9 protein-coding genes are annotated in these 12177 nt (G+C 69.2%); 2 read left to right on the plus strand and 7 right to left on the minus strand.

Annotated elements, in window-relative coordinates; genetic code table 11:
• Positions 1-19 precede the first annotated feature (19 nt).
• Positions 20-712, minus strand: a complete 693-nt coding sequence (gene ccmB / locus ACVJ6E_RS17845; RefSeq protein ID WP_120270118.1) for a heme exporter protein CcmB — start codon at positions 710-712, stop codon at positions 20-22.
• Positions 709-1359, minus strand: coding sequence for a heme ABC exporter ATP-binding protein CcmA (gene ccmA / locus ACVJ6E_RS17850; protein ID WP_120270119.1), 651 nt, complete (start codon positions 1357-1359; stop codon positions 709-711). Before ccmA ends, ccmB begins: the two co-directional genes overlap by 4 nt.
• Positions 1360-1753: 394 nt before the next feature.
• Between ccmA and acnA the strand changes: the two genes are divergently transcribed.
• Positions 1754-4504: an aconitate hydratase AcnA gene (acnA, locus tag ACVJ6E_RS17855; RefSeq protein WP_120270232.1), complete on the plus strand. Its 2751-nt coding sequence runs from the start codon at positions 1754-1756 to the stop codon at positions 4502-4504.
• Between the two features lie 97 nt (positions 4505-4601).
• Here the strand turns inward: acnA and ACVJ6E_RS17860 are convergent, their stop codons facing one another.
• The 5 genes from ACVJ6E_RS17860 to ACVJ6E_RS17880 form a co-directional block, all read right to left on the minus strand.
• On the minus strand, positions 4602-5627 hold the full coding sequence (locus tag ACVJ6E_RS17860) for an ATP-dependent carboxylate-amine ligase (protein ID WP_120270233.1): 1026 nt from the start codon (positions 5625-5627) through the stop codon (positions 4602-4604).
• 38 nt (positions 5628-5665) lie between these two features.
• On the minus strand, positions 5666-6310 hold the full coding sequence (locus ACVJ6E_RS17865; protein ID WP_120270120.1) for an outer-membrane lipoprotein carrier protein LolA: 645 nt from the start codon (positions 6308-6310) through the stop codon (positions 5666-5668).
• Between the two features lie 133 nt (positions 6311-6443).
• Positions 6444-9272: a DNA translocase FtsK gene (locus ACVJ6E_RS17870; RefSeq protein WP_120270121.1), complete on the minus strand. Its 2829-nt coding sequence runs from the start codon at positions 9270-9272 to the stop codon at positions 6444-6446.
• A 3-nt stretch (positions 9273-9275) separates the two neighbouring features.
• Positions 9276-10493, minus strand: coding sequence for an aminotransferase class I/II-fold pyridoxal phosphate-dependent enzyme (locus ACVJ6E_RS17875; RefSeq protein ID WP_120270122.1), 1218 nt, complete (start codon positions 10491-10493; stop codon positions 9276-9278).
• Positions 10494-10706: 213 nt separating this feature from the next.
• On the minus strand, positions 10707-10928 hold the full coding sequence (locus ACVJ6E_RS17880) for a DUF1674 domain-containing protein (RefSeq protein ID WP_120270234.1): 222 nt from the start codon (positions 10926-10928) through the stop codon (positions 10707-10709).
• Positions 10929-11102: 174 nt separating this feature from the next.
• Here ACVJ6E_RS17880 and htpX point away from each other — a divergent pair, with 174 nt between their 5' ends.
• Positions 11103-12131 carry a zinc metalloprotease HtpX gene (gene htpX, locus ACVJ6E_RS17885; RefSeq protein WP_120270123.1) on the plus strand — a complete coding sequence of 343 codons (1029 nt, stop codon included), beginning with the start codon at positions 11103-11105 and terminating at the stop codon, positions 12129-12131.
• Positions 12132-12177 lie beyond the last annotated feature (46 nt).

The raw sequence follows: 12177 nt of genomic DNA on the forward strand, positions 1-12177 counted from the left end.
CGACACGTTCACGTTCCCGTCAGTCGGCCGAGAAGCGCAGTCCTGCCGCAGCGGCAAAGGGGCCGATCACGGCGGTGATCAGCGTCACCGCGCACAGATAGAGAAACGGCGCCAGGAACGGGGCGGGCTCGGTGACGGCGGCGCCGGCCGCGCTGACCCCGAAAATGAGCACGGGAATCGAGAACGGCACCACGAGGACGGCCAGCAGCAGCCCGCCGCGGCGCAGGCTGACGGTGAGTGCCGCGCCGACCGCGCCGATCAGCGTGAGCGCCGGCGTGCCGACGGCCAGCGTCAGCGTCACCGCGCCGATGGCCAGCGGCTCCAGATTGAGGAAGATTGCCAGCAGCGGGGCCGCGGCCACCAGCGGCAGGCAGGTGCCGACCCAGTGGGCAAGGCACTTGATGAGCACGACGACCTCCAGCGGACGCCCCGCCATCAGCACGAGGTCGAGCGAGCCGTCGTCGCGGTCGGCCTGGAACAGGCGGTCGAGGCCGAGCAGGGTGGCGAGCAGGGCGCCGATCCACAGCACGGCCGGGCCGATGCGGGCGAGCAGGTTGAGATCAGGGCCGACGCCGAAGGGGATGACCGTGACCACGGCCAGGAAGAACAGCACGCCGATCAGCGCACCGCCGCCCGAGCGCAGCGACAGCCGCAGCTCGCGGGAAAACAGGGCCGCGGCCCAGCCGCGCGGACGGTCGTCTGTCCTGCTCATGCCGGCATCTCCGTCTCGAGCGGATCGGGCGCCTCGAGATGCAGCTTCAGCAGCCCGTCGAGGCCGAGCGGCTGGTGGGTCGCGGCGATGACGATGCCGCCGGCGGCGACGTGATCGCGCATCAGCTCGCAGAGCAGCTCCTCGGAGGCGGCATCGAGCGCGGCGGTCGGCTCGTCGAGCAGCCAGACGGGGCGGGGAATGGCGAGAAGCCGGGCGAGCGCCAGCCGGCGCCGCTGGCCGGCGGACAGGTAGGCGGCGGGAAGCTCTGCCGCATGGCCGATGCCGAGCAGGTCCAGCGCCTCGTGCGCGCTGCGCGGTCGGAGCCCGCCGAGGGCGGGCAGGCCGGCAAGGAAATCGCGCCAGAAGGCAAGGTTCTCGATGACGGACAGGGCCGGCTTCACCGCGTCGAGATGGCCGGCATAGTGGCAGTGCTCGAAAGGCTCGGCCTCCGCCTCGCCGCCCTCGACGCGGATCGCGCCCTCGCTCGGCGGCACCAGGCCGGCCAGGACGCGCAGCAGGCTGGACTTGCCGACGCCGTTCGGTCCGGTGACGACCATGGCCTCGCCGCTGGAGATCGCGAGCGACAGGCCGGCGAAGACCCTGCGGCCTCCGCGGTCGCAGGCAAGCTGTTCGGCAAGAAGACGCATCGGCCCCGGATCTGCTGCAGGCGCCGACCAAGGGATGGCCGGCAGCGGCGGTTTTTCGCGCCCGGACGGCGCGTCCGTCCGGCAGGACGAGGCATGGCATGCAGGCCGGCGGCGATCAAGCGGCAATGCGTCGCTGCCCGGGGCGTCCGGCGCGCCGGGACTCCCCCATATTGACGAGAGGAATGGCGCTGCTAACCGCTGGCCCCGCGCGCGGAAATTCGCTATACGGGCGCCAACCCGCACGCGGACACGCTCCAGTGTCCGCCGACGCGAGACGGCAAACCCGGCCGGCGGCGTATCCCAAGACGACGCTTTCCGCCGGGGGAGCGCATTCGTCGGGTGACAGGCAGCCATGGGGCCGCATCCGCCCGAGGACAACAAGGGGACCGCCAGCGTGACCAAATCACTCGACAGTTTCAAGGCCAGGAAGACGCTCCAGGTCGGAGACAAGACCTACACCTATTTCTCCCTCCCCGAGGCGGAGAAGAACGGTCTGGAGGGCGTGTCCAGGCTCCCCTATTCGCTGAAGGTCGTGCTGGAGAATCTCCTGCGCTTCGAGGACAACCGCACGGTGACCGCGGACGACATCCGCGCCGTCGCCAAGTGGCTGGTGACCCGCACCTCCGAGCATGAGATCTCCTACCGCCCGGCGCGCGTCCTGATGCAGGACTTCACCGGCGTTCCGGCCGTGGTGGATCTGGCCGCCATGCGCGATGCGGCCGTGAAGCTCGGCGGCGACCCGAAGAAGGTCAACCCGCAGGTCCCGGTCGACCTGGTCATCGACCACTCGGTGATGATCGACTATTTCGGCACCCAGGACGCCTTCACCAAGAACGTCGAGCTGGAGTACCAGCGCAACGGCGAGCGCTACGAGTTCCTGCGCTGGGGCCAGTCGGCCTTCGACAACTTCCGCGCCGTGCCGCCGGGAACCGGCATCTGCCACCAGGTCAACCTGGAGTATCTGGGCCAGACCGTGTGGACCAAGGACGAGGACGGCGAGACGCTGGCCTATCCGGACACGCTGGTGGGCACCGACAGCCACACGACGATGGTCAACGGCATGGCCGTGCTGGGCTGGGGCGTCGGCGGCATCGAGGCCGAGGCGGCCATGCTCGGCCAGCCGATCTCCATGCTGATCCCCGAGGTCATCGGCTTCAAGCTGACCGGCAAACTCAGCGAGGGAATCACCGCCACCGACCTGGTGCTGCGCGTCGTCGAGATGCTGCGCAAGAAGGGCGTGGTCGGCAAGTTCGTGGAGTTCTACGGCCCGGGCCTCGACAACCTGAGCCTCGAGGACGCTGCGACCATCGCCAACATGGCGCCGGAATACGGCGCGACCTGCGGCTTCTTCCCGGTGGACGAGGACACGCTGGAATACCTGCGTTCGACGGGCCGCGATGCCGAGCGCGTCGCGCTGGTCGAGGCCTATGCCAAGGCGCAGGGCATGTTCCGCACTTCCGACACGGCGGAGCCGGTCTTCACCGACACGCTCGAGCTCGACATCTCCACCGTCGTGCCCTCGCTCGCCGGCCCGAAGCGTCCGCAGGACCGCGTCGCGCTCGACGAGGCGGCCGAGAAGTTCGCCGTCGCGCTGCGCGAGATCAAGGGCGGCGGCAAGGACCCCTCCACGCTTCCCGGTTCGGCCGGCGAATCGCGCTTTGTCGATGAAGGCGCCACCGGCGTCACCGGCACGGCCCGCCAGCGCTACTCCGTGAACGGCAAGTCGCACGGCCTGGCCGACGGCGACGTGGTGATCGCCGCGATCACCTCTTGCACCAACACCTCGAACCCGTCGGTGCTGATCGGCGCCGGTCTCGTCGCCCGCAACGCGCTGAAGAAGGGCCTGAAGGTCAAGCCGTGGGTGAAGACCTCGCTGGCTCCCGGCTCGCAGGTGGTCACCGACTACCTGAAGAAGGCCGGCGTGCAGGCCGACCTTGACGCGCTGGGCTTCAACCTAGCCGGCTATGGCTGCACCACCTGTATCGGCAACTCCGGTCCGCTGGACCCGGCGATTTCCGAGGCGGTCAACGAGAACGACCTGGTGGTCTGTTCGGTGCTGTCGGGCAACCGCAACTTCGAGGGCCGCGTCAATCCGGACGTGCGGGCGAACTACCTCGCCTCGCCGCCGCTGGTCGTCGCCTATGCGATTGCCGGTTCGATGGACATCAACGTCGCCGAAGATCCGCTCGGCGAGGACCAGGACGGCAACCCGGTCTACCTGAAGGACATCTGGCCGACCAACCAGGAGATCACCGACCTGATCCGCTCCTCGATCACCGAGGAGATGTTCCGCGAGCGCTATTCGGACGTCTTCAAGGGCGACGAGCACTGGCAGGGGATCAAGGTCGAAGGCGGCATGACCTACAAGTGGCCGATGAACTCGACCTACGTGGCCAACCCGCCCTATTTCGAAGACATGACCATGGAGCCGAAGCCGCTCGAGGATATCGAGAGCGCCGCGGTCCTGGGCCTGTTCCTCGACTCCATCACCACCGACCACATCTCGCCGGCCGGCTCGATCAAGGCGGAGGCGCCGGCCGGCGTCTATCTGCTCGAGCACCAGGTCGCCAAGAAGGACTTCAACTCCTACGGCGCCCGTCGCGGCAACCACCATGTGATGATGCGCGGCACCTTCGCCAACATCCGCATCAAGAACCAGATGGTGCCGGGCGTCGAAGGCGGCGTCACCATGAAGGACGGCGAGCAGAAGTGGATCTACGACGCGGCGATGGACTACAAGGAGGCGGGCACGCCGCTCGTCATCTTCGCCGGCAAGGAATACGGCACCGGCTCGTCGCGTGACTGGGCCGCCAAGGGCACCCGCCTGCTCGGCGTTCGCGCCGTGATCGCCCAGTCCTTCGAGCGTATCCACCGCTCGAACCTGGTCGGCATGGGCGTGCTGCCCTTCACCTTCAAGGACGGCGAGAGCTGGCAGTCGCACGGCATCACCGGCACCGAGAAGGTGACGATCAAGGGCGTTGCCGATCTCAAGCCGCGCCAGATGGTCGACATCCTGGTCGAGTTCGCCGACGGCACGACCAAGACCATCGAAGTGCTGTGCCGCATCGATACGGTCGACGAGCTGGAATATGTCCGCGCCGGCGGCATCCTGCACTACGTGCTGCGCAACCTCGTCGCGGGATAATCCGCACGAGCGCAGATCCGAAAAGAAAGGGCCGGCATTCGCCGGCCCTTTTGCTTTCGGAGGAAGGGGAGGGGGCCGGGCGTCGCCGCGCCGGCCTTCAGGATGCCAGCAGCGCGTCCAGCAGGTCGGCGTAGATCGCCTCCACGCGGGCGGCAGCCTGCGCGCCCATGCGATGGAAATAGGCAAGGCCGGGGGCGGCGTTGACCTCCAGCACCACCGGCGGCGCGCCGGGATCGACGAGCAGGTCGACGCCGGCAAAGCGCAGGCCGAGCGCAGCGGCGGCGCGGATCGCGGCGTCAGTCGCGGCAGGGGAGAGCGTGTCGGTGATGTCGCTGGCGCTGCCGCCGGTGGAGAGGTTCGCGTTGGCGAGCAGCGCGATCGTCGCGCCCCTTGCCGGGACGCTTTCAAGGCCGAGGCCCGAGGCGGCGAGCTCGCTGAGAATGCGGGGATCGTCGGCGGCGATGCGGGCGCCCTTGCCGTCGCTGGCGAACTCGGCAAGCCGGGCGGCGATCAGCGCGGAAAGCGGGCTGGCACCGTCGCCGGTGACCGACAGCGGGCGGCGGGCGAAGGCGGCCTTGACCTGTCCGTCGAGCACGACGACGCGCAGGTCCTCGCCGCTGGCCGCCTGCTGCACCAGCACCCGGTCGTGCAGCGCCAGCAGCGTGTCGAGGGCAAGGTCGAGGGCGGCGGCATCGCCGACGCGGGTCACCCCGTCGCCTTCGGAGCCTTCGTTCGGCTTGGCGAAGAGGGGGTAGCCGACCTCACGGGCGAACGCGTGGGCCGTGGCACGGTCCGGCAGGCGGGCGGCGACGGCGGGGTTCTTGAGGGAGAGCTGGGCGGTGCGGCGCGCCCCGTGCAGCAGCACGCCGCGGGGCGTCGCGAGCCCCGCGCCGGCCAGGAAGCGGCCTGCATAGTCCTTGTCGCGGGCAAGTGCTGCCGCGCCCGCCCGGTTGATGTCGAAATGGGTGCCCTTGAAGAAGTGCCGCCGGCCGCGCGCGTCGACCACCGCCCCGGCATAGCCGTAGAGCGGCTCGGTCTCGATGCGCGCGCCGCGCTGAGCGGCGAGCCGCTCGAGAATCTCGACGAAGACCGGCCGTCGCACGCTCGCCTCGGCTTTGCTCACGCGGGATGCGCCCAAGGGGAAGGGCCAAGCGCCTGGCGTCAGTTGCCGCGGCGCTGCATCAGGTTGGCGTTGTAGTCGATGGTGAAGAGCTTCGGGTTGGTCGGCCCGTTCACCGAGGTGTTGTAGATCGCCACCGACGTGTCGTAGCCCTGCGCATCCGTGACCGTCCACTGCTTCAGCTCGGTGGTTGCGGCGTCGAAGATCAGCGTCAGCTTGCCGGTGCCGAAGGTGGAATTGTCGGCGAGCACCACGGTGACGAGATCCGGCTCGACCGAGACGCTGGCGACTTCCGCATCCGCCTCCAGGTTGATCCTTTCCGCCAGCAGGAAGCGCAGCGGCGTCTCCTTGAGCGGCCAGATGTCCTGGGTCGCAAGCTTGCGGTCCTTGACCGAGACCGACTTGCCGTCGGCGACGATGTCCACCTTGGAGGGCGGGTTGTAGTAGAAGCGGATCTTGCCCGGGCGGGCGAGATAGAACTTGCCTTCCGCCCGCTCGCCATTGGGGCCGAACTGGATGAAGTCGCCATGCATGGTCTTCACCGAGTTGAAGTAGGAATTCACCTCGGCAAGCTTGGTCTTCTGCTCCGAGCTCAGTGCGGCGGCGCCGGCCGGCGCAAGGCTGGCAAGGCCGACCGCGGCAGCGGCGGCAAGGGCAAGCAGGGTGCGGCGGGCGATGCTGGTCATCGATACGGCTCCGTCGGCTCGGTCTGGCGGGCGGCTCGCGGAAGGGCGCGCCGCATCTCGTCAATTGTCAGGATGCGCTAGCAGGCAGCTGTGGCAAAGTTGCGACGGGCCACGGTCTGCGCGTTTCGCGCCGTCAATAGTCGCCCTCGACCCCGTTCTGCACCAGGATCTCGCGCTTGCCGGCATGGTTGGCTGCGCCCACCAGCCCCTCGCGCTCCATCCGCTCGATGATCGAGGCGGCCCGGTTGTAACCGATCGACAGACGCCTCTGGATATAGGAGGTCGAGGCCTTCTTGTCGCGCAGCACCACGGCCACCGCCTTGTCGTAGAGGTCGTTGCCCTCGTCGTCGCCGCTGCCGCCTCCGCCGGCCAGCGCGTCATAGGGGCTGTCTCCGCCCTCGTCCTCCTCGGTCACCGCCTCGAGATATTGCGGCGTGCCCTGGCGCTTCAGGTGGCTGACGATGTCCTCCACCTCCTCGTCGGAGACGAAGGGACCGTGGACGCGCTGGATGCGCCCGCCGCCGGCCATGTAGAGCATGTCGCCCTGGCCGAGCAGCTGTTCCGCGCCCTGTTCGCCGAGAATGGTGCGGCTGTCGATCTTCGACGTCACCTGGAAGGAGATGCGGGTCGGGAAGTTGGCCTTGATCGTGCCGGTGATGACGTCCACGGACGGGCGCTGCGTCGCCATGATCAGGTGGATGCCGGCGGCACGGGCCATCTGTGCCAGGCGCTGGATCGCGCCCTCGATGTCCTTGCCGGCGACCATCATCAGGTCGGCCATCTCGTCGACGATGACGACGATGTAGGGCATCGTCTCCAGCGGCAGTTCCTCGTTCTCGAAGATCGGCTCGCCGGTGTTGCGGTCGAATCCGGTCTGCACCGTGCGGGTGAAGACCTCGCCCTTCTCCATCGCCTGGGCGACGCGGGTGTTGTAGCCGTCGATGTTGCGCACGCCCATCTTCGACATCTTCTTGTAGCGCTCTTCCATCTCGCGGACGGTCCACTTGAGCGCGACGACGGCCTTTTTCGGGTCGGTGACAACCGGCGTCAGAAGATGCGGAATGCCGTCGTAGATCGACAGTTCCAGCATCTTGGGATCGATCATGATCAGCTTGCACTGCTCCGGCTCCAGCCGGTAGAGCAGCGACAGGATCATGGTGTTGATGGCGACCGACTTGCCCGAGCCGGTGGTGCCGGCAACCAGCAGGTGCGGCATGCGGGCAAGGTCTGCGATCACCGGCTCGCCGCCGATGGTCTTGCCCAGCGTCAGCGCCAGCTTGGCCTTGGTCTTCTCGTAGTCGCTGGCGGCCAGCAGCTCGCGCAGGAACACCATCTCGCGGCGCTGGTTGGGCAGCTCGATGCCGATGGCGTTCTTGCCCGGGATCACCGCGACACGGGCAGAGATGGCGCTCATCGAGCGGGCGATGTCGTCGGCAAGACCGATGACGCGGCTCGACTTGATGCCGGGCGCCGGCTCCAGCTCATACAGGGTGACGACCGGGCCGGGGCGAACCTCGATGATCTCGCCGCGTACCCCGAAATCCTCCAGCACGCCTTCCAGGATGCGGGCGTTCTGCTCCAGCGCGTCGGTGTTGACGGCCGTCTGCTTGCCGGCGGCCTTCGGTTCGGACAGAAGGTGCAGCGGCGGCAGCTCGTAGACGGACGGGTTGCGCAGGAAGGAGGGCTGCGCCTCCTCGGTGGCGCGGCGGCCGGGCTTGGGCCGGCCGGCCGGCGGCACGACGCGGCTCGGGATCTGGGCGGCCGGGCCACGGCTGACCGGGCCGGCGATGGCGCGCGGCAGCGGTGTCGACAGCTCGTCGAGCGGGCCGTCTTCGTCGAGGTCCGGCAGATCGTCGATGGTGGCGCCGGAGGCCTCGGCATAGTCCTCGTCGAGGTCGCGCGCATCGTCCGCATAGTCGTCGCCGTAGTCATCGGCAAAGGCGGGCTCTGCCGGAGCGGAGGTGTCGTAGAACGCGTCGAGGCCGTCGTCTTCCCTGGGCAGAAGCTTGCTGGCGAGGCGGCGGCGCAGGGCAGAGAACCCGCCGCGGCGGCCGACCGGATCCTCGTCCTCGTCTTCCGCGGGACCTTGCGCACGGGCGCCGCGTCCCTCGTCCCAGTCCTCGCCGTCCTCGTCGATGAAGGCATCGTCATACGGGTCGGACGCGCGGCGCGAGGCGCCGCGGCGACCGAGCATGCGGCGGGCATTGGCGCGGGCCACCAGGCCCCAATGGGTGACGGCACCCATCAGCGCGCCGAAGCGGCCCTCGCCAGCGTCGTCATCCTCATCGTCCTCGTCGAGGTTCGGAACGGCGCCGACCGAGCGGGCGTGGTGCGAGGGTTCGGGCAGAGGCGCGAGCACAGGCTCGGGATCGCGGCCGAGCCAGCCGGCGGCGCGCAGCATGCAGATCGCGGCCGGAACGCCGAGGCCGAGCATGCCGACGATCATCGCCATGCCGTCGGTCAGTTCGCCGGTCAGCAGGGCCGGAAGGCGATGGACGAAATCGCCGAGGAAGCCGCCGAGGCCCGTGGGCAGCGGCCAGCCGGAAGGAACGGGAAGGGCGGCCAGCGCGCCGGCGGCGAGCAGGGTGCCGAGGCCCCAGAAGACGATGCGGCGGGTGGCGATGCGGGTGGCGCGGGCCGCGACCAGCCGCCAGCCCCACAGGACCACGGGGATGAGGAACACGGCCGAGGCGAGGCCGATCGCCTGCATGAACATGTCGGCGATGATCGCGCCGGGCTGGCCGAGCGCGTTGCGCACCGGCGCGGAGGTGGCATGGCTGAGGCTCGGGTCGCCCGTCGACCAGGTGGCGAGCGCTGCGGCGAGCGCCGCGCACAGGGCGATCAGCGCCAGTCCGGCCGCGCCGATGACGTTGCGTTTGACGAAGCGCTTGAACGGCGCCTCGGTGTCTTCGAGGCCGAGCGCTGCGGCCCGGCCGCTTCTCACGGGAGTGGCGCGACGCATCCTCTAGTCCCCCAGTACCGCGACCACGCGGGACAGCGCCCGCTCGATGGTCGTCTCGTCGTCGACGAGGGCAATGCGGATATAGTCCGCGCCCGGATTGCCCGAAGCCCCGTCCATCGCCAGATAGGCGCCCGGCAGCACCTTGACGCCGGCCTCGGCCCAAAGCCGCCTGGTGACCTCGATGCCGCCGCCCCAGCGGGCGACGTCGAGCCACAGGAAGAAGCCGGCCTGCGGCACGACCGGGCCGAACAGCGGCGCCAGCAGGCGCTGCGCCACGTCGTATTTCGCGTTGTAGAGCCGCCGGTTCTCGGCGACATGCGCCTCGTCCGCGAAGGCGGCGGCGGCCACCGCCTGCAGCGGCATGGAGACCTGCGGCGCGGCAAGGCCCCGGAAGCGGGCCCAGGCTTCCAGGAAGTCCGGATCGCCGGCGGCAAGGCCGACGCGCAGGCCGGCAAGGTTCGAGCGCTTCGACAGCGAGTTGATGCTGACCACGTTGGCGAAGCCCTCGCCCATGGCATGGGCGGCCTCCAGCACGCCGGCGGGCGGGGCGTCGCGGTAGATTTCCGAATAGCACTCGTCGGCGACCACCAGGAAGCGGTGGCGGCGGGCCAGCGCGATCACCCGTTGCCAGGTGGCGAGGTCCGCGGCGACGCCCTGCGGGTTGGCCGGCGAGGCATAGTAGAACGCGATGGTGCGATCGAGCAGCTCGGGCGACAGCGCATCGAGATCGGGCAGGAAGCCGGTCTCTGCGCGTGCATCGAGCGCGACCAGCTCGGCGCCGGCGACATGGGCCGCGGCGGCATAGGTCTGGTAGAACGGATTGGGCATCAGCACCGCCGGCCGGGCGCCGGTTTTCGCGAGATAATCGCGGGCACCGAGTGCGGCGAAGGTCAGGCCCTCGCGCGAGCCGTTCAGCGGCAGGATGCCGCGGGCGACGTCCAGCGTGCCGCCGAGGCCGTAGCGGGTGTCGAGCCAGCGTCCCACCGATTCGCGGAAGGCATCGGTGCCGCGAATGTTCGGATAGCGGCTGAAGTCGCCGATGGATCCGGCCAGGACATCTGCGACGAAGCCGGGCACGGCATGGCGCGGCTCGCCGATGGTCATCACGACCGGGTCCATGCCCGGTGCGAGATCGGCAATCAGCGCGGCCAGCCGCTCGAACGGGTTCGAGGAGGGCAGGGAAGCGGACCTTGCGGCCTTGGGGGCGGCGTCAGAAGACATTCGGCTCGAACCATTCACCGGGATCCCGCCAGCCCTGCGGCGGACCTCCCGGCCTGTTGACGTCAGGCCGACCGTGCCGCGGCCCGGGAGGGCGCGGCGAACGGAAGACCGGCTGCGACGCCAAGCCTATTCGCCGATGGTAAATCCCTCATTAACCAAGCCATGATCGCACGCCTTGCGAGCGGGTAGCACGGGTCTGGGCGCCGGCGGGCGTCAGAAGTCGCAGGTCAGTCCCTTGATTTCCCAGTCTTCGTAGCGGGTCGGCTCCAGCCCGCCGCGGCCGTCGATCTCGCGCGGCATGGCCTCGCCCTTGGCGTCGATCTCGCGGCGGCGGGCCTCTGCTTCCAGAAGCGCCCGCTGGGCGGCCGGCGGCAGGTCCTCGAAACGGCGCTGCGGGGCTGCGTCTTCGGTTGCGGCGTTGTCGGGCGCGGTCATGGCGGTGTCTTCGGTCTCGGTCATTGTCGTCGTGCTCCGGTCCGGGCCGGCCTTTTCGGCCGTCTTCCTTCGGTGGGCTCGCGTTGCTCTCTTGCAGAAAATCGCGCTGCCGCCAACATATAGGGTCAAAGATGCAGCTGTCGCCATAGTGGCCCCACGACACAGGCAGGTGAGATGAACTACTTCCGCACCGCACTTCTCCTCGCCGCGATGACGGCGCTGTTCATGGGCGTCGGCTTCCTGATCGGCGGCGAGGGCGGCATGATGATCGCGCTCCTCATCGCCGCGGCGATGAACCTGTTCAGCTACTGGAACTCCGACAAGATGGTGCTGCGCATGCACCATGCGGTGGAGGCCAACGAGAGCCAGGCGCCGGAACTGTTCCACATGGTGCGGCAGCTGGCCGCGCGGGCCGACCTGCCGATGCCGAAGGTCTACCTCATCAACAATCCGCAACCCAACGCCTTCGCTACGGGCCGCAATCCTCAGAATGCGGCGGTTGCCGCCACCACCGGCCTGCTGGAAAGCCTGTCGGCCGAAGAGGTCGCCGGCGTGATGGCGCACGAGCTCGCCCATGTGAAGAACCGCGACACGCTGATCATGACGATGACGGCGACGATTGCCGGTGCGATCTCGATGCTGGCCAATTTCGCCTTCTTCTTCGGCGGCAACCGGGAAAACAACAATCCGCTCGGCTTCATCGGCGTGCTGATCGCGATGATCGTCGCCCCGCTCGCGGCGATGCTGGTGCAGATGGCGATCAGCCGCACCCGCGAATATGCGGCCGACCGCATGGGCGCGGAAATCTGCGGCAACCCGATCTGGCTCGCCTCGGCGCTGGGAAAGATCGCCGGCGGCGCGGCGCGGGTCCACAATCCGGACGCGGAGCGCAACCCGGCGACCGCGCACATGTTCATCATCAACCCGCTGTCGGGCGAGCGGATGGACAATCTGTTCTCCACCCACCCCAACACCGAGAACCGCATTCGCGCGCTGCAGGAGCTGGCCGGGGCGATGGGCGGCGGGGGCGGCGGCTATTCCCGCAGCAGCGGGGCCGGCTACGCATCCAGCGCTCCGCAGGGCCGTGGCCCGGCCGGCGAGGGTCCCTCGCGCAGCGATCCTCCGGGTCCGTGGGGGCGCTCGCGCCGCCGCGACGAGGGTGGCAACGGGGGAAGCTCCGGCCGTCGCGGTCCCTGGGGCTGATGCCGCCGGCCGCCTGCCCGGCGGGCCGCATTCGGTCCGCGATGCG

It is taken from the genome of Stappia sp. G46H5W (assembly GCF_058448995.1).

Coding starts and splice junctions, on each gene's coding strand:
- ccmB (WP_120270118.1), bottom strand. CDS start 712: ATGAGCAGGACAGACGACCGTCCGCGCGGCTGGGCCGCGGCCCTGTTT.
- htpX (WP_120270123.1), top strand. CDS start 11,103: ATGAACTACTTCCGCACCGCACTTCTCCTCGCCGCGATGACGGCGCTG.
- ACVJ6E_RS17875 (WP_120270122.1), bottom strand. CDS start 10,493: ATGTCTTCTGACGCCGCCCCCAAGGCCGCAAGGTCCGCTTCCCTGCCC.
- ACVJ6E_RS17880 (WP_120270234.1), bottom strand. CDS start 10,928: ATGACCGCGCCCGACAACGCCGCAACCGAAGACGCAGCCCCGCAGCGC.
- ACVJ6E_RS17870 (WP_120270121.1), bottom strand. CDS start 9,272: ATGCGTCGCGCCACTCCCGTGAGAAGCGGCCGGGCCGCAGCGCTCGGC.
- ccmA (WP_120270119.1), bottom strand. CDS start 1,359: ATGCGTCTTCTTGCCGAACAGCTTGCCTGCGACCGCGGAGGCCGCAGG.
- ACVJ6E_RS17865 (WP_120270120.1), bottom strand. CDS start 6,310: ATGACCAGCATCGCCCGCCGCACCCTGCTTGCCCTTGCCGCCGCTGCC.